This is a genomic window from Crocosphaera chwakensis CCY0110, from assembly GCF_000169335.1.
Classification (GTDB): Bacteria; Cyanobacteriota; Cyanobacteriia; order Cyanobacteriales; family Microcystaceae; genus Crocosphaera; species Crocosphaera chwakensis.
Map to the genome: position 1 here is coordinate 92,729 of NZ_AAXW01000011.1, position 21,782 is coordinate 114,510.

Here is a 21,782-nt window from a genome sequence, read left to right on the forward strand (position 1 = left end):
TGCTGACATAGGTATTTTATCAATGAATAAATAATAGTTAATAATTAATAATTAATAATTAATAATTGTTTTTACTTAATTCCAACTAACATCTTCGTATATTTCTGTTAAGTCAGCTTCAAATTTAATACTTTTTAGTATAAAATTTTTACAATCCGCATGATACACTTCTAACACCCATAAACCTTGCTCATTTTTTCTAAAACATTCAATTCGTTGATGTTTAGTATTAATTAAAACATATTCTTCTAAACTGTCTAAGCTTTGATAATCAATAAATTTATCTCCCCTATCAAACGCTTCGGTTGAGTCTGATAAAACCTCAATAATCAGTTTAGGATAACATTTATAAGTATTAGTTTCTTGGTCTTTTGAATCACAAGTGATCAGTACATCAGGATAATAAAAACGATTAAGATGTTCTAGTCTAACTTTCATATCACTGATGTAGACTCGACAATTTGATCCTCTTACATGATTTCGCAATAATGCAAAGATATTTCCTGCAATGGTAACATGAGCATCAGATGCACCAGTCATTTCAAAAATATGTCCATCTATGTATTCATGTTTAATATTTTGCTGTTTTTCTAATTCAAGATATTCTTCAGGAGTTAGAGGAGAAGATTCAGATAAAGCAATCATAGGACTTAATTTAATACTTTATAAGTGTATAATAGCAAAACTAATTATCAATTAAAACGTATTGAATAGAGAAGTTGTGATTAACCAACCCCTCTAAAAATCCAAACTAATAATAGACTATTTTTTCTAGCAAGAGAAAATTAGTCAAAAAGTCATGAAACTGCTAAAAGCTCTGAGAAGGTTCTAATTTTTTGGACATTATTTTTAAGAGTTAATATATTTGCTTCTAGTTCTTCGCTCTTATTTATACCTAATTTCGACTGAGTTTTAGCTGAATCTGCAAAATGGATTTCAGATAATGTGACTTTTATTCCGAATACAAGACTCAAAATTTTATGATAGTCAAAGACACTATCTCCTATCATTTTTTCATCTATATCTTTCAGTAACTCTTGACAATATTCTTCAAGAATTGAGCAATCCGAGTAACAACTTTTTCCTAAAGTTAAGTTTTGAATTATGGTTTCTAAACAGTTAGCTATTTTATTGATCTGAAATACCAAGTTCTGATAGTTTTTGTATCCAATTCTTTTAACTTGGACTAAAGAACTTTCTTTTGATTCTAATAAATTGGTAATCATGGTTTGATCTCCTTTGAAACTTAGCAAAAATATAATTATTAATATAGGATTAAATTTTTCAAAATTAACTCTATAAAATGGCTGAGAAATGTCTGACCTTATTAGGGTAAATTAGTGTTTTTTATTTCTGAAGAAGTATCACTGAGGTAAGATTTATGACATCTTATTTTTATGGTATTAACGTTTTGTTTATCTCCCTAAAATCTACAATCCTTTCTGATATAGGTTTTCAGCCCAATTCCTCATAATAGCAATGGATAGTAACCAAGCTAATGATGTTTTTTATGTTATGAATACATAACTTAGTTGATAGTTTAAATAATATTTTTGTGCTAATAAGAATTTTAACGTTTTCAATATATTTTAACTTTTGTTCAAAAATTTGTACTTTTAATAAAACTAATAAAGCACATATACAAAAATCTAACTAAGATGACAACTGCTCTCAATGGAGAATTAAACAATTCTTAATGGTTTTATCTTGCTAATCTTTTTAAGTTGGTAGTAAGCTTATTGATAGTATTTTTCAATAAGTGTTCATTAAGTTGTTCAATGAGAATCATCATGCAAACTTACGACAATTCAACAGTGAAATATGACTGGTGGGCAGGAAATGCCAGATTTGCCGATAAATCAGGCTTATTTATCGTTGCTCACGTTGCACAGGCTGCTTTGATCATGTTTTGGGCAGGTGCATTTACGCTGTTTGAACTTTCTACCTATTCTTCTGATTTGCCGATGGGAGAACAGGGATTAATTTTATTACCTCACTTAGCTACATTAGGCTTTGGAGTCGGACAAGGAGGAGAAGTTATTGATAGTTATTCCTTTTTTATCATTGGAGTGCTACACTTAATCTCATCTGCAGTATTAGGTGCTGGTGCCTTGTTTCATCTTTTACAGGCGCCGAATGATTTAAAAACCACAGAAGGAGGTGCGCGTCGCTTTCATTTTGAGTGGGATGACCCGAAAAAATTGGGTATTATTTTAGGTCATCACCTCTTGTTTTTAGGCATCGGTGCATTGTTATTAGTGGGAAAAGCCATGTATTGGGGTGGGTTGTACGACTCCACTACTGAAACGGTTCGTTTAGTGACTCAACCCACTTTAGACCCCTTAGTTATCTACGGTTATCAGACTCACTTTGCCAGTGTTAATAACCTAGAAGACTTAGTTGGTGGACATATTTATGTGGGTTTTCTTCTCTTAGCCGGCGGTATTTGGCATATTATTGTCCCACCGATGGAATGGGCGAAAAAACGCCTTATTTTCTCAGGAGAAGCCATTTTATCCTATTCTCTCGGTGGTATTGCCTTAGCAGGGTTTGTGGCTGCTTATTTCTGTGCTGTGAATACTTTAGCCTATCCCCCCGAATTTTATGGTCTTCCTTTAGAAGTAAAGTTAGGTATTACCCCTTATTTTGCCGATACAGCGATTTTAGACTTGGGTAAACATACCTCCCGTTGCTGGTTAGCTAATGCTCACTTTTTCTTAGCCTTTTTCTTCTTACAAGGTCATCTTTGGCACGCAATACGCGCTTTAGGGTTTGACTTTAAACGAGTTGAAACTGCGCTGAATAACTTTGAACAAGTGTAAATAACACGCAATAAAAAAGGAGTTAAGGGGTGTCTTTGGCGTTGTGAGAGGCACTAATAGACATCCGCTTAACTTTCCTATTTCCACTCTATCTTAATTGTGCCTTAAATTTTTCAAAATTGGAGTTTCTTATGTCTTCTCGTCCCACCGCTTTATGGTTAAGTGTTAGTCCTGCATTGCAACGGTTTAACCGTCCTTTAATTAGTCAACTGTCTCAACATCATGGGGTTGCTTTATGGGAGTATCAGCAAACTCCTGACGAACCTATAGGTTTAGATGTCGCATTTGTATTATTACACGACTATCTTAAACAATTAGAGCAACCTCTGCATCTTATTGGTCATGGTACCAGTGGGTGGTTGGGGATGATGTATGCACAACATTATCCTGAGAGAGTGAAGTCCTTGACTTTGTTATCAGTGGGGGCTAATTTATCTGTAGATTGGCAAAGTCACTATTATGCCATGTTCAAGACATTACCTTGCGATCGCCACACTATTTTAACTCAAATGGTTAATAGTTTATTTGGCCATCAATGTCCTTTCAAAAGTCAGTTGTTAACCTATGTTTTAGAGCAAGATTTATTATCTTCTCCCTCTCCTCATACCTTAGTTGAACAAGTGAGTATTATACCACAGTTGATATCAGTTCCTTTATTTATTGCTGGTAGTCAAGATGATATGGTCATTTCCAATTATCAATTAAATGCTTGGAAACCTTGGTTAAAATCAGGGGATATATTATGGCAATGTGCTGAAGGAAGACATTTTTTCCATTGTACAAACTTTGAATTAGTCGGTGAAAAAATTACTAATTTTTGGCAAAGTTTAGCAAAGGAAATAGGGAACAATAAACAGGTAGTCGTCACTCAAAAAGGTAGTGTTTAGAGATTTTTTATGGCTTTGCAAAAAATTATCATGACTCAACTGGGTTGGTTTTGTCCTTTTATTATTTGGTTGGTTTTACTGTGTTTTTTTTGTGCAATTTTCTTTGCTATTCAAGATGGGTTTTTGTATTTAAAAAAGCTTCATCAAGTTCCTTGCGATCGCTGTTCTTTTTATACAGGTGAAACTTGTTTAAAGTGTACAATACATCCTTATAAAGCGTTCACCGAAGAAGCAATTAATTGCGAAGATTGGGAAGGCAACTATTCTTATTCGCCGGTGTTTATTTCTGAGCAAGAAGTAAGATAATTATGGTTTTAAATGGGTTATACTAATTCTCAAAAGTAACTGAAGACTTGTCATTGCGAGGAGTAATATAAACAGTAAGCTTTGACTTTTATTAAAAATACCCCGAAGCAATCTCTTTAAGTATTTTTGAGAACTGGTATTACTCTATTTATCTAAATTATAGCCCATTTAATTGATTTAGGAGTTGAGGCGATCTCGAAGAGATTCGCTTTGCGGTGCGCTTTTTTTATCAATAGGTTAATGGAGTGCAAGTTAAGAAAACAGTAGGGTGGGTTAGACGGCGATAATTCAGATTATTACAAGGATATAACAATCCGTCGTAACCCACCATTTCCATAACTGTTTATAACTGTAACTGTTCCTTCAGTGCTTCTGGAATATTTCTAGTAATTACATGACATAACTTTTTGCCCTGCCCACCTTCTTCTGTAGTTTTGTTTCTCTTCTTTTCTTTCTCAAAAACAGAGGTAACAGGCGCACAAATTTTCCATCATGTATAGAATATCATGTCAAGTCAAGAAAAAGCAAGCATTTTTAACATTAATTGATGATTATGATTCGATGGACAACTGTCTTCAATACTATAGTTAAAATAGGAGATTATATAATTAGATGAGAGTCAATTAACTAAATGGGACCATCATTTACCAACATTATTGTTAAAGGACAAACACAAGATATCCTGGTGAACTATTTAAAACAACTCAATAGAATAGCATACGTATCTCCAACAGAAAATGATTATACTGTTGTTTATGATCAAAAATCTGAACAAGATTTAAAACAGCTTTCTGATTTAGCCAATCAAATTTCTAAAGATTTAACTTGCTTAGCTTTTGCCATTTTAATCTATGATGAATCTGTTTTTTGTTATGAATTATATGAGCAAGGAAAATTATTAGATGAATATAATTCTAATCCAGATATTCATGATAATAACTATAATCTAAATAATTTAGCTTTTCCAGAAGGAGGAGATGCAGAAAAAATTTGCAATAAATTAGGGGTAAAATCAATGATTGATAAAGTTCGACCAATTTTACGAGAACCCAACAATTCTGAATTTTATTTGTTAGCTTCAACAAGACACAAACGATTAGTTAAAGTATTAGGAATTCCTATTTTTTGGTCAACTGATTTTGTTGGAGGGTATAGATATATAGACTATCTCAACCTAGTTTTGATATAATCAGGCTATTCAATAAAAATGATCCTATCAATCAATATTAGTAGTCAAAAAAGTCAGAAAAATCTCAAAACCTTAGAAAAACTCGGTTTTGTTCAAATTCGTCAATAAGGAAATCATTTAATTCTTAAAAAATAATTCTTAAAAAATAACTGAAAAGTGAAGAAGGAGAAATCATTGAAACAGAAACCCCATAAATCACGTCTACACTAGCCATGACCTTATAATTAACAGATCAATCAGTCAAAAACCCCTGGTCATTTTGGACAAGATCATCGACAATTAATCAATTAATCATTTAACTATATATAAACTTATGTGTGGAATTGTAGGCTATATTGGCACAAAAACAGCAACCGAGGTATTAATCGACGGTTTAGAACGATTAGAATACAGAGGCTATGATTCAGCCGGTATTGCTACAGTTTTAGAAGGTAACATACACTGTACGAGGGCAAAAGGCAAACTTTATAACCTCCGAGAAAAATTAGAACGGGAGGTTAACCCCTCGCAAATAGGTATCGGCCACACTCGCTGGGCCACCCACGGCAAACCTGAAGAACATAACGCCCACCCTCACAGAGACAGTCGTAAACGGGTGGCAGTGGTGCAAAATGGCATTATCGAAAATCACCAGGAATTACGGAAAGAATTAATAGAGAAAGGGTGTGAATTTCTCTCAGAAACCGATACCGAAGTCATTCCCCATTTAATCGCTCAATATCTTCCTGAAACCGTTGATTATGATGGGTTATTACAAGCGATACAAAAAGCCGTGCATCGTCTCAATGGTTCCTTTGCGATCGCCGTTATCTGTGCAGACTACCCGGATGAAATCATTGTCGCACGACATCAGGCCCCTTTAATTATCGGCTTTGGACAAGGGGAATTTTTCTGCGCCTCCGATGTGACGGCGGTAGTGCCTCATACCCATGCGGTTTTATCCCTGGAAAACGGCGAAATCGCCCGTTTAACCGCCCTTGGCGTAGAAGTTTACGATTTTGACCTAAAACGCCTCAGAAAGCTTCCGAGAACCCTTGACTGGAATATTACCACCGTTGAAAAACAAGGGTTTCGTCACTTCATGCTCAAAGAAATTTATGAGCAACCTTCGGTAGTGAGAAGTTGTTTAGAAACTTATTTAGATCCTAGCTGGAATATTGAAAATGCAGAGGAAAAAAGCCCCATTGCTTTAGGTTTAGCAGCAGAATTATGTGACAACGTAGATTATATTCAAATTGTTGCTTGCGGAACCAGTTGGAATGCCAGTGTCGTGGGTAAATATTTACTCGAACAATTAGCCGGTATTCCCACGATGGTGCAATATGCGTCAGAGTTTCGTTATTCTCCTGCCCCCATGTTAGCTAATACCTTAACCGTTGGGGTCACGCAGTCAGGGGAAACCGCCGATACTTTAGCAGCATTAGAGATGGAAAAACAGCGCAGAATGGGCTTAGAATTTCCCTATGATGCACGAATTTTAGGCATTACCAACCGCCCCGAAAGTACCCTTGCTCACATGGTAGATCGTATCATTAATACCCAAGCAGGGATAGAAATTGGTGTGGCTGCAACTAAGAGTTTTACTGCACAATTAATGGGCTTTTATTTCTTGGCGTTAGAATTAGCTTATCGTCGTAAACGGTTGAGTTTAGAAAAGTTTGAAAGTTTGATTAAAGGGTTACGAGAATTACCCAATCAAATTGAACTCATTTTAAGTCAACAAGAAAAACAAATTGAAGAATTAGCTCATGAATTTATTGAAACCCAAGACTTTATTTTCTTAGGAAGAGGAGTTAATTTTCCTATTGCTTTAGAAGGGGCTTTAAAATTAAAAGAAATTAGTTATATTCATGCTGAAGGTTATCCTGCCGGGGAAATGAAACACGGCCCCATTGCGTTATTAGATGCAAAAGTGCCTGTGGTTGCGATCGCTATGCCAGGAGATGTTCATGATAAAGTATTATCAAATGCCCAAGAAGCAAAAGCCAGGGATGCAAGGTTAATTGGTGTTACATCGGTGGATGATTCTGAAGCAAGATCAACCTTCGATGATCTGTTATTTGTTCCTCATGTGGATGAAATTTTATCCCCTATTATTGCGGTAGTTCCTTTACAATTATTAGCCTATCATATTGCTGCGAGACGAGGGTTAGATGTGGATCAACCTCGGAACTTAGCTAAGTCAGTTACGGTGGAATAATTATTGGTTTTAGGAAAAAAAGCAAAATTTTTGTGGGTGTTTCAAGTTTGATCATACACCCGCAAAATATAGTTTAACTGGTGAAGAATTAAAAAATTAATATAGCCTTACGGATACACGTTAGGACATTTTTTGAAAGCTGTATCAACACATTCTCTAACAGTCTCAAATTCTTTAACTCTCTGTTTCATCCAAGTTTTGAGAACAGACCACCAACGTTCTATCTTGTTTAAATCGGGAGAATAAGGAGGTAGATACCAAATTTCACATCCTACCTTTTCGACTGTTTCTTTAATACTTTGTCCTTGGTGGAAAGTAGCGTTATCAATAATAATTATATCCCCTGGTTGAAGTTGAGGAATCAAACTTTTTTCCAGCCATGTTTCAAATAAATCTCGATTACACGACCCCTCAAAAGTTAATGGAGCAAATATTTTTCCTTCTTTTAATGCAGCCACCCAACTAACTCTCTCTTTTCTCTTTCCTGATTTGAGTGCATAACATCTTTCTCCCTTGGGACTATAACCATATGGATAATCATCTCGATTATCAAATCCTGCTTCATCTACATAAACTAAATTGTGCGACGGTTTTTTGTGAAGTTGGTCTTTAAATTCTTTTCTTTTATTTTCATCTCTTTCTCGATATCCGTAAGTTTTTTTTTCTAGTTATACCTAACTTTTTAATTCCATCACTCACGTTTTGCTGTGTGACATTTTCTCCCCATTTCTCGGCTATTTGTTGCTGTGTTTTATCTTTATGTTGTCTGACAAACTGTTTGAATCTCTCTAAATCTTGAATTTTGCGATTATTTTTAGGAGGACGCTTGGCGGTCTCGCGGGAGCGAGTGCGGCTGCACCGCTTTGAAGTCTCCTGTTTCTTGTTCTCTTTTTAGCCATAAATCGAGAGTATTACGACTAATTTTCATTAATCGGCAAATAGCTATCTTCTTTTCTCCTCTATAATAAGCATTTACGGCTTTTTTTCTCAAATCGTAGCTATAAGGAGCAGGCATTTTTTTCTTGTTTTCGTGAGCGCTTTAATTCTAGCTAATTTTGTCCTAACCTAACCCCGTATTGCTATAACTTATTAATTATCTTCTTAGAAGAAGGTTTAGAGCGTAGTTCTATCAAAAATGAGCTTAACAAAATCAAAAATAATGTTATGGAATTACGTCAAATGAATGATTATGACCAACCCTTATTTAATCCTAATGAGCGTGAAATTCCAGATTCAAGTCATTCACCAACAAAAGTGTGTAAATTTTTAAATCAAAATCGTCAAGAACCAGTTTCTATTCAAGATATATAATGATCTATTCATTACTGTTTATTTAACCAATCATCCATCAGGAAGTTGCATCGGATATTCAGATTCAAGACGTTTTTTAACTTTACGTCCATCCGCTCTTTTTCCTTCAAAAATAGCTAATTTTCTAGCTTGAGGATAAGTTATTTTAACTGTACTGGTAAGACTAGCATAAATCAGTATTGATCATGTTTACGTTGCATCTCTGGTAAAAATCTATTAATATAATAGAAAATTATCTTTGAAAACATAATAAATAATTTTGAGGATCGATGAATCAAATTGTAGACACAATTTTCAATAGCATAAATGACCTTGTTGCTAGTGCGATCAAAGGTATTCCAGCAGTTTTAGCTGCAATTGTTATTCTATTTTTAACTAAATTTGTAGCAGACTTTGTTTGTCAATTAGTTGATAAGGTTGGGGAAAAAACCATTAAAAGTCGTTCATTACAATTACTTTTGGCAAAAACAACCCATGTATTAGTTTGGGTTGCTGGTATTTTGTTTGCTGCAGTGGTAGCATTTCCTGGATTAAGATTAGGTGATATTATTGCTACATTGGGACTAAGTTCGGTGGCTATTGGTTTTGCATTCCAAGACATTTTCAAGAACTTCCTAGCTGGTATTCTGCTACTTGCACAAGAACCCTTTCGTATTAATGATCAAATCATTGTCGGAGACTATGAAGGAACTGTAGAAGCAATTAGTGTTAGAACGACACAAATCCGAACCTATCAAGGAGAAAGGGTTTTATTGCCTAATTCTACCGTATTTACCAGTGCCGTCCAAGTAAGAACAGCTTTTAATTATCGTCGCACTGATTTAGGGGTTGGAGTTGATTATAATACCAGTTTACCTAAAGCAAAAGGAATTTTATTAAGAACCATTTATGAACTTGAAGGCATATTAGAAAATCCTGAACCCGAAGTTGATTTAGTTAGTTTTGGGGACAGTTCTATTGATTTAGTTGTACGCTATTGGACAGCCCCATCTCAAGCAGTGGTAAGACGAATTCAAAGTAAAACCATTATCGCTATTAAAGCAGCTTTTGACGCAGAAGATATCAATATTCCTTATCCTATTCGTACTGTCTATCATTACGATCAACACGACTATAATGACTATCTTCCTGACAAATCTAACAATTCAAAAGAATATGCTAATCATAGCTAAACCTATTTGAATGTGTTTGTCGTTTTTGCTATGGCCTTTCATCTATATCTGTCAGGCCATAGTTACAGAAAAAATTAAATCTTTTAGTGGAAATGATCCCCCTGCTACTTAGAGAAAAGTATTATAAGATAATAATAGGAAGATTCAAGTGAGGAGAAAATTAATTATGGATGTTAAATTAATTTTAGTCATTTTAACAGCTTTATTTACCGTGTCTTGTTTGTTTTTTGGCACCAAAAACGGATTTTATGACTCCGATAACTACGATGGCAATGGTTCAGCCCATTAATTAGTTAGTTTAGAGCGATCGCCCCCTAAATGGACACCCTACTCTAGCATCCTCAGCTAACATTCCATACTGTACATGAGGCTGGTATCAACTATAATTAACTGCTTTTTCAAGGATTTCTGCTTGGATAATCCATAATCCTACACCATCATGGGGGATGAAAGGGCTACTTTAATTTAGATATTGATGTCCTAAATGATACATTGATTCCTTACGCTTATTTCCTCTAAAATGTAGGTGCAATTATTCGACGATTAAGAAGTATGGAGCGAATTTCTGCATTGGGGTTAGATGTGGGTAAAAAACGCATTGGTGTGGCAGGATGTGACGGTACAGGGTTAATTGCGACAGGATTAACCACCATTGAACGTCAATCATTTCCTCAAGATGTCCAACAACTGCAAACATTAGTTACAGAACGAGAAGCACAACTATTAGTTATTGGTCTTCCTTATTCTATGGACGGAAGCATCGGTTTTCAAGCTAAACAAGTGCAGAAATTCGCTAAACGTATCTCCAAAGCCCTAGAATTACCTGTAGAATACATAGATGAACGACTCACCTCTGTCGAAGCAGAAACCAAGTTAAAAGCTCAAAAAAAGTATTCTCGCCACAATAAAGGCTTAGTTGATCGCCTAGCAGCAACCATCATTTTGCAACAGTGGTTAGATCAGCGTCGTGCTTCTCTAATTTAGCCTTGACATTTTTTGAAATGTATGGGATGATGAAATTTAGTATTGAGAAATGCGGGTGTAGCTCAGTGGTAGAGCGTCACCTTGCCAAGGTGAATGTCGCGCGTTCGAATCGCGTCACCCGCTTTCCAAATCAATGACTTTAGAAGGGGTTAAAAAACTTAACCAGTAACCAGCTTTTTCTTTTAAATACAATTGATGAATATTGAATTGATAAGATCGTGGCAGTTTAACTATGATATTCAATTATGTTTCGTTATTTTTTATCATTGATTTTAGTCACAATTATCAGCTTGTTTACGATTGATTCTATAGCGTATGGAACTGAGTTAATCAAAAATGAGCGAATAGTTGAAAATCATTTATTACCTTGTCCATCTGAAGTTGCTTGTGTGGCCAGTTGGCCACAAGAAAATCAATCTTATATTGCTCCAATTGTTTACCATATTGATAAAAATCAAGCTAAAGAAATATTATCAAAGGTCTTAACAAGAGTTCCCAGAACTCACGTCATTGAAACAAAAAATAACTATATATTAGCAGAATCAAAAGGGAAATTTTTGGGAGGAATTGATGAATTAGAGTTTTATTTTCCCCCCAAATTATCTATTATTGAATTAAGATCAGCTTCTCGCAAGGGGAAGTTAGATTTAGGAGTCAACCGTAGACGTTTAGAACAAATTAGATTAGCTTTAAAAGACTTAAATATTTAAAGGATTTTTTCTAACCCATAAACCAAACCTTTTAACTCAGTCACTTTACGAATAGACAGTAAAACCCCTGCCATATAACACGAGCGATCGCTGGTATCATGACGTAAGGTATAAATCTGTCCCTGTGCGCCAAAAATTACCTCTTGATGAGCAATTAATCCAGGTAAACGGACACTATGAACCCGAATATTATCAGCTACCACACCACCTCTAGAACCATCTATGTTTTCTGTTTCTTGGACTGAAGGAGTATTATAGGTTTTTCCTAAATCGGATAGCATTTGCGCTGTTTTAATAGCTGTTCCACTGGGTGCATCAGCCTTTTGATTATGATGAAGTTCAATAATTTCAACGTGATCAAAATATTGGGATGCTTGTATCGCTGCTTGTTGTAATAAAACCATCCCGATAGAAAAATTAGGAATAATTAAACATCCTGTACTTGCTTTATCAGCAAACTCAGCTAACTCTTGTAACTGTTTATCCGATAGTCCCGTTGTTCCCACCACCGGACGCACTCCATAAGCGATCGCACTTCTAACATTATCATAAACACCGTCAGGGTGAGTAAAATCAACCATAACCCCTTGTACCTGTTCTTGGGTTGCTACCACTAAAATGCTTTCTAAATCATCTAAAATAGGCACTTCTAGCGCACCGCATCCAGCTACTTCTCCCACATCTTGGCCACGGTAGTTCGGGTTTTTATCCACGGCCCCCACTAACATCATATCCTCTGCTTGGGACACCGCTTTAATCACTTCACGACCCATTTTACCAGCAGCACCATTAACTACGACGGGGATAGGGGTTTCAACTGTCATTTATCTTTTTTATCCTTGAATATACCGAGATTTAGTTTTATTTTACCGAAGAAAGTAACTCTCAGTTTAAGAAAATCATTAAGAATGAAATGATCACTCATAGCTTTATTTTGGGAATCTTATGTATAAGAAGAAAAATATGAAATGTGAATCTATTAGACAATGATTAGTCATGACCCAAAAAAATAAACAACTAAATCAGATCATTCTTGATGAAATTGCACGAATTACAGAAAATAATTCAGTCAATGGTCAAGTGTTAGAAGATTTTGCTTTTTTTGTTATTTATAATCACAATAAAAAGTTATCAAAACCCACCAAAACGCAACAATCTAAAAAAATCAAACCCCTAACTTTATCTCAACTCAAGAAAGCAGTTTATCAATATTTTGAGGTTAAGGATACAACCGAACTTAAAAAATCAGATGCTTTCAAAATGGCCATCAGTGTTTGGGATAAATTAAATCTCAGTAAACGAGAAAGTTGGGAAATTATCTATCGTCAATTTATTGGTATTCTTCCTGAAGAAGATGGAGAAATAGGAAAAGATTGTATTAATGGAATTCATCTTTTTAAGTATTTTCGTCCCTATCAAGTGTTTGGACTTGAACCAAAAGAAGCAAGTACCCAAGATATTAAAAAAGCTTATTACCGACTTTCTAAAATTTATCATCCTGACAACCAAGAAACAGGAGATGCTCGCATTTTTGATCGCCTAACCATCATGTATAAATCAATTACAATGGAGTTTAAATAAAATGCCTAACACAAAGGAAAAATTTACGATCAAAGACAAAGAACTAGCGGAATGGTTTTCTATTAAACTCCAAAGGTTAGATGAAATTATCGATTTTTTTGATGCTGATCCTAATGATAAATGGGACTTAGTGGAAAAGAAAGATTATATTTTTATTAACAAAACGATGAAAAGTCGTAATTTTTCCTCTCAAGGTGCATTAAAAATTGCTGCTTATTTAGATCAAAATGAAACTAGAGGGATTATTTATAAAATTAAAGACTTTATCACACAACATGACGCGAGAATTCGTAAATCCCTTGCACGTAAAATTATAACTGAGGAATTAAGTGATGATGGTAAAATTATTATTTATCATAATGTTGCGATGATTAATAAACAAAGTGTTCGTCGAATTTTAGAAACGAATGGAGCAAAAATGAATGCAACTTTTAGAGAAATCCAAAAATCCCATCAACCTTTAGAATTAGGTAAGGATTCAGGTCTAGAAGTTAGGAATTAGGGAAGGAAACAAACAATTCGGATGACCGACTTTGGCTATTAATGACTTCTCGAAAAAATCAATCACCGAACGTTCTTGACGACGACAAGTTTGAATAACCGTCAATAAGTTAGCTGTTTGTTTAAATCGTTCCATGCTTCTTGAACCCCCACTAACTTTCCGTTTCGTGATGGCTAATCTTAAGGATCTTTCAGCAAGATTATTATCAGGGGGGATCTCTGGATGCTCCAGAAAATACCACCATTGCTCTGCCTTTTGCCGAAGGTTTCGCAAAAGTTTTCCGGCTTCATAACCGGCTTTAGGCTTCCATTCTTCTGTGGCTATCTTTATCTTATCTTTGAATTGTCTTGCCCAAACTTGATAACCATGCCTATTCTTATCGTTTTGCCAAATACGATAATGACGGAAAGCTTCATCAATTAATTTGAGAAAAGTTTGACCGATGGTTTTGTTATATTGACCTGGAGTTTTTATTAATCGCTGAAAGTGACGGCGTAAATGTGCCAAACATTTCTGTTGAGCAACAACAGTATAACCATTGTAAACTCCCAAATCATCACTACTTAAAACACCACCATATTCATGGCCTAACTGATCTTCTAATTCCTTACGCCCCCTAGTATCAGCAGCCCGAAACAGGCAGAAAAGTTGATTGGTAAATACCCACAACCATTCTTTGACTCCCTTCACTGGCCAGGGTGTTTCATCAACATGAATTGGGGGTTGTTCTACTTTGACCCACTTGGATAATTGTTCAACCGACGGATTAATGGCTGTTTCTACTCGTTGATTGGTGGCTACGATGGTCCCCATACCTATCTCAATTTGCCCTAACTCCCACAACATCTCTTGTTGCTTTTCATAAGGTAGATGTCCATAATTCCCTAACCATCCCAGAAAAGCTTGTAACTTCACTCCTAAATCTTGTCCTGGGACGGTCTTGGGCGACCAATTCGCTTTGGTCACTTCACCACAATGCCCACAGCGACAATGATGACGATGATATTCTACTACCTCAATGGGTTTATCTACCAGTTGTGCTACCTGCTGAGAATCAACTTTCACTGGTTCTATTAATAATTCTGTTTGACCACAGTGACTACATATTGATGGTTGCAAGATTTGAATTCTGTCAATTCTCCCAAAGCCTTTCCTTGTTTTTCCCTTATGTCCAGGTTGTCCCCCTGGTTTTCTTTTCTTATCCTTATCGTCTTCAGTTGTTTTAGCCTTCTCAGACTTTTTCAATAAGTCTGTTGATGGGGGTTTTGATGAGGTTTGGCTATCTAAATTACGACTGAGCTTTAATTTTTCTATTTCTTTTTGTAGCTGCTCGATAAGTTTCTGTTGAGCCAAGATAATTTGTACCAACCCAGATTTTGACAGTTGGTTTAATTCGTCTGGATTTAACTGTACTCCTGGTTCAGTTTGACTCATACCGTTACTTTAGCGCAGTCAGCCTGTTTGTCAATATTTGCCACCTGAATCCTTACAGAATTAGAAAAAGATTATGCAGAAATAGAGCAAGAATTTTGGTTCGGTGAACGAGGCATTTTACTCATGTCTAAACAAATGAGTGAAACTTTAACCAATAAATCTAGGAGGAAAGCTTGTAAAATTATTTGTGGTGAATTTCCTAGACAATTTAAAGCTCTTTCCAACTCATTAATTAACCATGTAAAAGAGATACAAAAAGCAAAAAATAGAGCCAAAACACGAGATAAAAAGACTTGTCAAATAACAGGACAAAAACCTGCAAATCATGATCAATTTAACCTGGCGGTTCATCATTTGTACTGCTCAAAAAAATATCCTCATTTAGCAACTATAGATATTAATCTTATTACAATAGCAGAGGATATTCATAAAGAATTTCATGGATCTTTAGGCGGATTTGATAAACCCTGTACCCTTGATGATTTCATTGAATTTGTGCATCATAACTATCCTGATCATCAACCTGAATTAACAGTTAGACTACAAAAAGCTAAAAAAGTATTAGGTACAGGTCATTTATCTATTTAACCCTTAAATATACTTATGCTCTCTGTTATTTTACCGAAGAAAGTAATCCTAAGTAATTGTAACTCAGTATATGATGATAGCGATAATCATCAGATTTACGAAGACTTAACATCAATAATTTACGAAAATTCAATGATTGTCAAATTTTAAAAATTCCTTAATAATTAAAATAAGATAAGCTATTTAGTTTTAAAAATTTTAACCCTATCTAGAAGGTTGACTCTAATAAAGTAATGACAATTAACTTAGATAATGTTCAAACTCAACTCATAGGAAAAACTTTTCCAAAGTTATATACAAGAAAATACAGAAGATTAAAAGTTAATAAAGGCAAGTCAGTCCGATTAATTTTTAACCAACAGCAAGCTTATTGTTCCTGTCAAGCAAGGATTATCGATAATTTTTTGGATGGGTGTAATTTATTACTTACCACTGATCAAAAAGTATATAAAGGACAAAAATTATTAATTTTAATGAACAATATTGAGCCGACGAAAGCTCAAATTATATGGAGTCGACAACTGAATGAGACTCAGTTCAGAATAGGCGTAAAATACTTAGGTTTTTAAACATTAAACATGATGAAAGTAAAATGATCCCTCTACTATTATCCTTCAAAGTCAATAGCTATTCATCAAATATGAAGCTTTGTTACAAATTAAGTTAAAGAGGGACAAAAGTTGATATATTAATAATTGAAGCAAGTAAAGCTTCCCTGGCAGATCAAACAGCCCAGTGAAAGTAAAAAACACAACCAAGAGGTAAGTAAACGCTGTTTAAACTAACATCTGTCTCGTATCCGACAACAACACCCAATCCGAAAACGGATAATTCCTCAAATGGTTAAATAGGAAGTAAGGCCCTCAAGTTAAGCTAGATCGGTCTCTTCAGATAGTATCAATAAAGAGAGGGATAATACCGCAGAGTAGGACTTGGGTGTTGTTTATTTATATGAATAGCAGCAAAATCTCGATAAAGCAATTGAAAGTTCTATAAAACGACAAACAACTATCGCGAATATTATTGACAAAATTCGTCGCTCTCTCAACATCGACACCATTTTGAACAGCGTGATCGAAGAAACAAGAAAACTCCTCAAATGAGATCGCGTGGTGGTGCATAATTTTTGCGAAACTTGAATTAGAGATTATTCTTTTATCAATTTCTTTTCGTCGAACTAACATTATCTAAGATTTTGGCCAGACTTTTTTCTTATTAATAGGTTGTTGTTCTCCAGGGGGAACAGTTCTTTCTTCCATAAAGTAAATTTCAAGACTTTCTAACTGTTTTTCAGCAGAATGTCTATCATTCCATTCGCGAATTAAATAGTCAACAAAATAGGGATAAAGTTGTTGTCCAATAGCACGATTAAGATTAATATAATAGACTCGCCATTGAATGGTTGGATAAAGTTGTTTGCGCTGTTTTAAAGTTGGTTTGTCCCAACTAATAGGACTATTTTCATTAAGCAGGTTAACGGTTTTTCCATTCTTCAATTTTCCTATTATAACGTGCCATCCATCATCTAAGGGAGGTGCCGGAGCAAAAATGCTCCAAGATTGATCTAAACGGGTGAGATAACCAATAATATTAATACGTTGAAAAGTGCGACGACTTAGAAAATTGCGGGTGGATAAAATCCAATCTTTTTTATTATTATTACGATAGTCTGGATTACGAGCGACCGTTTGATCAACAAACCCTTTTAAATTCCAAATTGTTGTTAATAATAATAATACGACTACTGTGAGATTAAAAGGAAAAGAAGATTTTGTACTTAAAGAACGAAACTTAAATGGTTTGGTAAAATTACCTGCAACTTTTCGGTTAGCAGCAATAATTTGATAGAATTTTGTTCCCCCTTTCATAACAGGTTTCCAACGTAATAAAGGTTCTAAGAAAGATAAGATAGGGGAGAGACTGACAACATAAGCGATCGCTTCAAATTTATAATGACGATTTTCTTGCCAATCTACCACAACCCATGAATTTTTTTCTAACATATCTTCATATATAGATTGATAATCTTGGGCCATCAATAAAGGAGTACCTGGTAAGATTAATAAAGTACGAAGTCCATAAACAACTTTCTTGCAAAAACCACAATTTTTATCATAATAAATGGTTAAACCTTGTCTAGATTTATTAGTAATTTTTTCTTGGACTTTATCCCAGACTTCTGTTGGTAATAAAGCTAACCAGTTAACAATGCTAAGGTAACTTAAAACCCCAATAGCAAAACATAATTCAAAGCCAATATGCAACAGAATAAAAGAAATAATAGCAACACAACGAAAGAAGCTAATACGAAAGGGAATAAAAATTAAAAACGGTCCAATCCATTCAAAAATTAACGCGCCAAAGGTTAGTATTTGTAAAATAGGAATCGGAAACCCTAATAAAAAATGACCAAATTCTGTGGCATATTGATCAAAATGAAGGGAATAATAAACTGCATCCCCATCAGGCCACCATAATTCGCTTTTTGTCTTATAAGCTGCTGACCAAGTATAGATAAATATTAGTTGTACCATAAAGGCCACTGTTGCTGCATTCATGACCCTTTTTGGCAACGGTTTTGCATTAGAATTTAACGCACTATCAATAGAATAAGCACAACCTAAGGGCAAAAACATCGACCAGAAAAGCATCGCTCTTAAAACATCATCTCCTGCAAAAATTAAAGCAGGATTACGATTTTGTAGAGAGATATTCAATGCCCAAATAGCGATTACTGCTAATCTAGTACGATAACCTACTAACAAAAATAAACAGAGAATAAAAGCAATTATAAATAAAAAAAATTGAAATAATAAACTACCATTTAGTAAATTAAACGACCAATACCAAGGATGAAGTAAAGAATTACCAGCCGATTTAAAGGCGATAAAAGAACCAAATAAATTAGGATGTAATGCTTCTCTCGGTAGTACCCCTTGATCAGTATAATGGGCTGAAACTCCCCTAAAACGACTGAATAAATCAGCCATTACCACTAAAGCTAAACCCATTCTAAAAATGGCAAGTGATCGCAAATCTAACCCAAAAATATTAGTTAATTTTGATAACTTTTTTTGATTCATGCTGATTATTAACTGTTGTTATAAAGTAATCATTTCAAAATGATCTTTTTAAGTACCTGAACAAAATTAATTACACATTTTAATAATCTTGTTGCTTTTTGCCTGTTTTCACTAGGAAATTAATTTTGTGTGCTTACTTGTGTACTAACTGTTCACTGTTCACTGGTTGCCGTATTTATAACAGGTTTTAATTGTTGAGCTAATTGTTCTGATCTCTGTTTTCTAGCTTCAAAAACCAGGTGATGATGGGTATCAGCAAAGAGACTAGAATCGGTTTTTAAATTGTAATCACTTTGATCATAAACAATGGGGGCAATTTTGCTTAATTTTTCCGTTATGTCCTCCATATTTGATAAAGTTTTTTCATCCTTACTAGCATAAACCCAAGGCAAAGATAAAACTAAAGTAGCACCTTTGGCCTCAACTTCTTGACGAAACTGTTTAATTCGTTTGATAGCATGGGGAGAAATGGATTTATTGATTTTCCATTGCCACCATTTTCCTTGACGATATTTAACCGTAGTCGGATCACCTCTTTCGGTTAATGGATCGGAGTAGTAACCTGTAAAACGACCTTTTTCCACTAAGTCAACAGCAGATTTTGTTATCGGCCTAAGACTGGGAACTCCTTGCATCCAGATAGTTTCTACTAACTGCTGAGGAGGAACTCCCCCCAGTCCCGGTCTTCCAATGGCAATACCAAAAGGGGCTGAACGTTCCAATAAACCATCTTTATCCAGTAAAATCAGGTCTTCAGGGATTAATAATACAATATCCCCTGGACGCACAGCCTTGAGAATACTTGGTAAAATAACATTTAAACCCACAGGACCATCTAATCCCATGTTTAGCACAGGCATACCTAGTTTTTCTTCTAAGACTTTAGAATTAAGGGAATGATGGGCCCCCGAACCCCCTAAAATTAATAAGCGAGGCGATGCTTTTACATCTGCTGCTAGGGATATTTTCTCAAAATACATCCCTCGTAAAAAGCTTAATTCACCGCCATAATAGACATTATAGACAAAGCCCAATGACCAGGCTGCCGTTGCTGCGATCGCCCAAGGGGCTAACTTCAAAAGTTTCTGCATAATCCTTTAACATGGTATAACATTGTCTCAGTTTAGCTAATAAAAGCCATTTAATAAAAATGATTAGATATGGATTATCTTGGTTTATTATAGGTGCTGGTGTTGTTTTTTCTTTGTTTTTATTGGGACAAGTTCCTGAAGGAGTTTATTTTAGTGGGGACGGTGGTCTTAAAGCTTTATTAGCACAACAATTAAGTGAGGGAATTTTTCGCATTGATTTAATCACCCCTGACGCTGAGTGGGTTCGTCAACTGTGGAAGGATGGATTATATCCTTATGAAGAACCCTTTGTTTACTATTTGAATGATCATTATTATATTACTTTTCCCTATCCTTTTTCTTTAATTACTGCCCCTTTTTACGCTTTATTCGGTGAACGGGGTTTATATGTTATTCCTTTAGTTTCTACTTGGTTAATTTGGATTAGTTTTAATCTTTACTCTCGCTTTTTTAATTTAAGTTATTTTCAGCAATGTTTGTCTTTATTTTTCTTAGTTTTTTCTTCTAATTTAACTTTATACAGTGGAATGTATTGGGAACATACTCTGGCTGTTCTCTTTTGTTTTATTGGAATGATTATCTTGTTAGTCCCCAAGGAATCAGTGACAATAAAAGAAGCAATTTTAAGTGGTTTTTTTGTTGGTTTATCGGCTTGGATACGTTCAGAATTTTTAGCGATGATTGCTACTTTGACCTTTTTGGTAGGAATTATGACAATTTTTAAATTCCTGACCATTAAGAAAAATTCTAATCTATCCAATCTGGCTTATAAACTTAAGTTAGATAAACTCTTATATTTAGGGGATAAGGGATGGATTTTTATTTTAGTTATGTATGCCACTATCGGATTATTTTTCATTAGTAATAAATTGATATATGGTCATTTCTTAGGAATTCATGCTCTACAAATTGTTGAAGAGTTTTCTATAATAAGACGTTTAACTGAAGCCTGGGAAAGTTTTCTAGAGATTATTGTAACGTTTTTTGAGTATTTTCCTGTGGCTTGTTTTTCTTTACTTTATTTATTATTATTCCTCATCACAAAAAGCTTTCAAGAGAAAACAGCTAGCATAATTTTTCTGGCTTTAATTGTTTTTTCTTTGATTACTAGCGTCTATTGGGTCAATATTCATGGATTATCAGAAATAAAACTATTTATTAAAACTTATGGAGTTTTAGTTGTTTTGTCAGCAATATGGTTATTTTTAAGTAGGAAAGAAAACATTAATATTAATCAAAGAATGGCTTTTATTTATGTGATGAGCTTATTATTTACCACTGGAGTCGCTTTATTAGTTGATTCGGGTTCCGATGAAATTGCTGTTGGGGGAAAACAATGGGGACAGCGATACCTATTAATCTTGTTGCCTTTTTTCTCAGTTATGATTGTTCAACAATTGAAATTTTTTCTAGATAACTCAAAATCTTTAATTAAATATTATACAATTTTCTTATTTTCAATCTTCTTGATACTTGGATTATATAAGAATATGTATTTAGGGACTGTATTTTTTCAGAAAACCCATACAGGAGTTGCTCCTGCGATTGAATTTTTAGCTAATGATTCTCGTCAAGTTGTGGTCGTTTCCCATCAATATGCAGCTCAGTTATTAGAATCTCCTTTGAGAAAGGATAAACTATTTTTTCGTGTCGATCAACCAGATAATTTAGTTAAACTAGGTCAAACTTTAATCAAGAATAATAAATCAGAGTTTATTTATGTTTGTTATCCTTATCGTAAATGTGAAATACCTAATTCTTCATCTGAAGAATTTATAACACAAAATGATGATAACTCTAGTTTTCAAGTTATATTTAATTCTTTAGGAACTAAAGGAAAATATACTATGTATGAGGGAAAACTGATCTCTAACAATTCAGTTAACTAAGATAAAGTTTATTGTATGCTTAAATTCGACATT

General features: G+C 34.5%; 21 protein-coding genes, 1 tRNA gene and 1 pseudogene. 16 read left to right on the top strand and 7 right to left on the bottom strand.

Translation table 11 applies throughout. The features are described 5' to 3' along the window. Positions 1-75: 75 nt before the first annotated feature. On the bottom strand, positions 76-645 hold the full coding sequence (locus CY0110_RS09185) for a Uma2 family endonuclease (protein WP_008275131.1): 570 nt from the start codon (positions 643-645) through the stop codon (positions 76-78). A 152-nt stretch (positions 646-797) separates the two neighbouring features. Continuing rightward, positions 798-1,226 (bottom strand): hypothetical protein, encoded by a 429-nt coding sequence (locus tag CY0110_RS09190; RefSeq protein WP_008275132.1) that lies wholly within the window; start codon positions 1,224-1,226, stop codon positions 798-800. Between the two features lie 564 nt (positions 1,227-1,790). Here CY0110_RS09190 and CY0110_RS09195 point away from each other — a divergent pair. The 5 genes from CY0110_RS09195 (at position 1,791) to glmS (ending at position 7,404) form a co-directional block, all read left to right on the top strand. Beyond that, a complete protein-coding gene (locus CY0110_RS09195) occupies positions 1,791-2,822 on the top strand; it encodes a chlorophyll a/b binding light-harvesting protein (RefSeq protein WP_008275133.1) in 1,032 nt (343 codons plus the stop codon). A gap of 131 nt (positions 2,823-2,953) precedes the next feature. Next, entirely contained in the window at positions 2,954-3,709 is a 756-nt protein-coding gene (locus CY0110_RS09200; RefSeq protein ID WP_008275134.1) for an alpha/beta fold hydrolase, read from the top strand. A gap of 9 nt (positions 3,710-3,718) precedes the next feature. After that, positions 3,719-4,015: a hypothetical protein gene (locus CY0110_RS09205; RefSeq protein WP_008275135.1), complete on the top strand. Its 297-nt coding sequence runs from the start codon at positions 3,719-3,721 to the stop codon at positions 4,013-4,015. Between the two features lie 631 nt (positions 4,016-4,646). Further along, on the top strand, positions 4,647-5,204 hold the full coding sequence (locus CY0110_RS09210; RefSeq protein ID WP_008275136.1) for a hypothetical protein: 558 nt from the start codon (positions 4,647-4,649) through the stop codon (positions 5,202-5,204). 313 nt (positions 5,205-5,517) lie between these two features. Continuing rightward, positions 5,518-7,404, top strand: coding sequence for a glutamine--fructose-6-phosphate transaminase (isomerizing) (gene glmS, locus CY0110_RS09215; protein ID WP_008275137.1), 1,887 nt, complete (start codon positions 5,518-5,520; stop codon positions 7,402-7,404). Between the two features lie 107 nt (positions 7,405-7,511). On the opposite strand, the pseudogene CY0110_RS29210 reads toward glmS, so the two are convergent. After that, a pseudogene (locus tag CY0110_RS29210) lies at positions 7,512-8,419 on the bottom strand (IS630 family transposase). Between the two features lie 149 nt (positions 8,420-8,568). Between CY0110_RS29210 and CY0110_RS29910 the strand changes: the two are divergent. The 6 genes from CY0110_RS29910 to CY0110_RS09250 all read left to right on the top strand — a co-directional run bounded on the left by CY0110_RS29910 (position 8,569) and on the right by CY0110_RS09250 (position 11,581). After that, the gene (locus CY0110_RS29910) at positions 8,569-8,715 is read left to right on the top strand and encodes a hypothetical protein (protein WP_008275140.1); all 147 of its coding nucleotides are present in this window, start codon (positions 8,569-8,571) and stop codon (positions 8,713-8,715) included. Between the two features lie 269 nt (positions 8,716-8,984). Further along, complete coding sequence (locus CY0110_RS09230) at positions 8,985-9,887, top strand: mechanosensitive ion channel family protein (protein ID WP_008275141.1); 903 nt, start codon at positions 8,985-8,987, stop codon at positions 9,885-9,887. Positions 9,888-10,053: 166 nt separating this feature from the next. Continuing rightward, complete coding sequence (locus CY0110_RS31355; protein ID WP_008275142.1) at positions 10,054-10,176, top strand: hypothetical protein; 123 nt, start codon at positions 10,054-10,056, stop codon at positions 10,174-10,176. A 263-nt stretch (positions 10,177-10,439) separates the two neighbouring features. Next, positions 10,440-10,871: a Holliday junction resolvase RuvX gene (ruvX, locus tag CY0110_RS09240; RefSeq protein ID WP_008275143.1), complete on the top strand. Its 432-nt coding sequence runs from the start codon at positions 10,440-10,442 to the stop codon at positions 10,869-10,871. Positions 10,872-10,922: 51 nt separating this feature from the next. Next, positions 10,923-10,994, top strand: a tRNA-Gly gene (locus CY0110_RS09245). Between the two features lie 122 nt (positions 10,995-11,116). After that, a complete protein-coding gene (locus CY0110_RS09250) occupies positions 11,117-11,581 on the top strand; it encodes a DUF1499 domain-containing protein (protein ID WP_008275144.1) in 465 nt (154 codons plus the stop codon). On the opposite strand, the gene dapB is transcribed toward CY0110_RS09250, so the two are convergent. After that, positions 11,578-12,405, bottom strand: coding sequence for a 4-hydroxy-tetrahydrodipicolinate reductase (gene dapB, locus CY0110_RS09255; RefSeq protein ID WP_008275145.1), 828 nt, complete (start codon positions 12,403-12,405; stop codon positions 11,578-11,580). The genes CY0110_RS09250 and dapB overlap by 4 nt on opposite strands. A gap of 172 nt (positions 12,406-12,577) precedes the next feature. On the opposite strand from dapB, the gene CY0110_RS09260 reads away from it, so the two are divergent. Continuing rightward, a complete protein-coding gene (locus tag CY0110_RS09260; protein WP_008275147.1) occupies positions 12,578-13,162 on the top strand; it encodes a J domain-containing protein in 585 nt (194 codons plus the stop codon). Position 13,163: 1 nt separating this feature from the next. After that, the gene (locus CY0110_RS09265) at positions 13,164-13,664 is read left to right on the top strand and encodes a hypothetical protein (RefSeq protein ID WP_008275148.1); all 501 of its coding nucleotides are present in this window, start codon (positions 13,164-13,166) and stop codon (positions 13,662-13,664) included. On the opposite strand, the gene CY0110_RS09270 is transcribed toward CY0110_RS09265, so the two are convergent. Further along, the gene (locus CY0110_RS09270; RefSeq protein WP_008272619.1) at positions 13,647-15,098 is read right to left on the bottom strand and encodes an IS66-like element ISCysp3 family transposase; all 1,452 of its coding nucleotides are present in this window, start codon (positions 15,096-15,098) and stop codon (positions 13,647-13,649) included. The two genes, CY0110_RS09265 and CY0110_RS09270, sit on opposite strands and share 18 nt — an antisense overlap. Before the next feature lie 123 nt (positions 15,099-15,221). Here CY0110_RS09270 and CY0110_RS09275 point away from each other — a divergent pair, with 123 nt between their 5' ends. Beyond that, entirely contained in the window at positions 15,222-15,686 is a 465-nt protein-coding gene (locus CY0110_RS09275) for a hypothetical protein (protein ID WP_008275149.1), read from the top strand. A 233-nt stretch (positions 15,687-15,919) separates the two neighbouring features. Continuing rightward, positions 15,920-16,255: a hypothetical protein gene (locus CY0110_RS09280; RefSeq protein WP_008275150.1), complete on the top strand. Its 336-nt coding sequence runs from the start codon at positions 15,920-15,922 to the stop codon at positions 16,253-16,255. Between the two features lie 618 nt (positions 16,256-16,873). Here CY0110_RS09280 and CY0110_RS09285 read toward each other — a convergent pair. Both CY0110_RS09285 and CY0110_RS09290 read right to left on the bottom strand, forming a co-directional pair. Further along, entirely contained in the window at positions 16,874-18,769 is a 1,896-nt protein-coding gene (locus tag CY0110_RS09285) for an HTTM domain-containing protein (RefSeq protein WP_008275151.1), read from the bottom strand. A gap of 152 nt (positions 18,770-18,921) precedes the next feature. After that, a complete protein-coding gene (locus CY0110_RS09290) occupies positions 18,922-19,860 on the bottom strand; it encodes a hypothetical protein (protein WP_008275152.1) in 939 nt (312 codons plus the stop codon). 59 nt (positions 19,861-19,919) lie between these two features. Between CY0110_RS09290 and CY0110_RS09295 the strand changes: the two genes are divergently transcribed. Then, positions 19,920-21,749 carry an LA_3751/LA_3752 family putative glycosyltransferase gene (locus CY0110_RS09295; RefSeq protein ID WP_008275153.1) on the top strand — a complete coding sequence of 610 codons (1,830 nt, stop codon included), beginning with the start codon at positions 19,920-19,922 and terminating at the stop codon, positions 21,747-21,749. The last annotated feature ends 33 nt before the right edge of the window (positions 21,750-21,782 follow it).

Excerpts from the sequence above, each read along its gene's own strand:
- CY0110_RS09185 (WP_008275131.1), bottom strand. The coding sequence starts at position 645 with ATGATTGCTTTATCTGAATCTTCTCCTCTAACTCCTGAAGAATATCTT.
- CY0110_RS09190 (WP_008275132.1), bottom strand. The coding sequence starts at position 1,226 with ATGATTACCAATTTATTAGAATCAAAAGAAAGTTCTTTAGTCCAAGTT.
- CY0110_RS09195 (WP_008275133.1), top strand. The coding sequence starts at position 1,791 with ATGCAAACTTACGACAATTCAACAGTGAAATATGACTGGTGGGCAGGA.
- CY0110_RS09200 (WP_008275134.1), top strand. The coding sequence starts at position 2,954 with ATGTCTTCTCGTCCCACCGCTTTATGGTTAAGTGTTAGTCCTGCATTG.
- CY0110_RS09205 (WP_008275135.1), top strand. The coding sequence starts at position 3,719 with ATGGCTTTGCAAAAAATTATCATGACTCAACTGGGTTGGTTTTGTCCT.
- CY0110_RS09210 (WP_008275136.1), top strand. The coding sequence starts at position 4,647 with ATGGGACCATCATTTACCAACATTATTGTTAAAGGACAAACACAAGAT.
- glmS (WP_008275137.1), top strand. The coding sequence starts at position 5,518 with ATGTGTGGAATTGTAGGCTATATTGGCACAAAAACAGCAACCGAGGTA.
- CY0110_RS29910 (WP_008275140.1), top strand. The coding sequence starts at position 8,569 with ATGGAATTACGTCAAATGAATGATTATGACCAACCCTTATTTAATCCT.
- CY0110_RS09230 (WP_008275141.1), top strand. The coding sequence starts at position 8,985 with ATGAATCAAATTGTAGACACAATTTTCAATAGCATAAATGACCTTGTT.
- CY0110_RS31355 (WP_008275142.1), top strand. The coding sequence starts at position 10,054 with ATGGATGTTAAATTAATTTTAGTCATTTTAACAGCTTTATTTACCGTG.
- ruvX (WP_008275143.1), top strand. The coding sequence starts at position 10,440 with ATGGAGCGAATTTCTGCATTGGGGTTAGATGTGGGTAAAAAACGCATT.
- CY0110_RS09250 (WP_008275144.1), top strand. The coding sequence starts at position 11,117 with ATGTTTCGTTATTTTTTATCATTGATTTTAGTCACAATTATCAGCTTG.
- dapB (WP_008275145.1), bottom strand. The coding sequence starts at position 12,405 with ATGACAGTTGAAACCCCTATCCCCGTCGTAGTTAATGGTGCTGCTGGT.
- CY0110_RS09260 (WP_008275147.1), top strand. The coding sequence starts at position 12,578 with ATGACCCAAAAAAATAAACAACTAAATCAGATCATTCTTGATGAAATT.
- CY0110_RS09265 (WP_008275148.1), top strand. The coding sequence starts at position 13,164 with ATGCCTAACACAAAGGAAAAATTTACGATCAAAGACAAAGAACTAGCG.
- CY0110_RS09270 (WP_008272619.1), bottom strand. The coding sequence starts at position 15,098 with ATGAGTCAAACTGAACCAGGAGTACAGTTAAATCCAGACGAATTAAAC.
- CY0110_RS09275 (WP_008275149.1), top strand. The coding sequence starts at position 15,222 with ATGTCTAAACAAATGAGTGAAACTTTAACCAATAAATCTAGGAGGAAA.
- CY0110_RS09280 (WP_008275150.1), top strand. The coding sequence starts at position 15,920 with ATGACAATTAACTTAGATAATGTTCAAACTCAACTCATAGGAAAAACT.
- CY0110_RS09285 (WP_008275151.1), bottom strand. The coding sequence starts at position 18,769 with ATGAATCAAAAAAAGTTATCAAAATTAACTAATATTTTTGGGTTAGAT.
- CY0110_RS09290 (WP_008275152.1), bottom strand. The coding sequence starts at position 19,860 with ATGCAGAAACTTTTGAAGTTAGCCCCTTGGGCGATCGCAGCAACGGCA.
- CY0110_RS09295 (WP_008275153.1), top strand. The coding sequence starts at position 19,920 with ATGATTAGATATGGATTATCTTGGTTTATTATAGGTGCTGGTGTTGTT.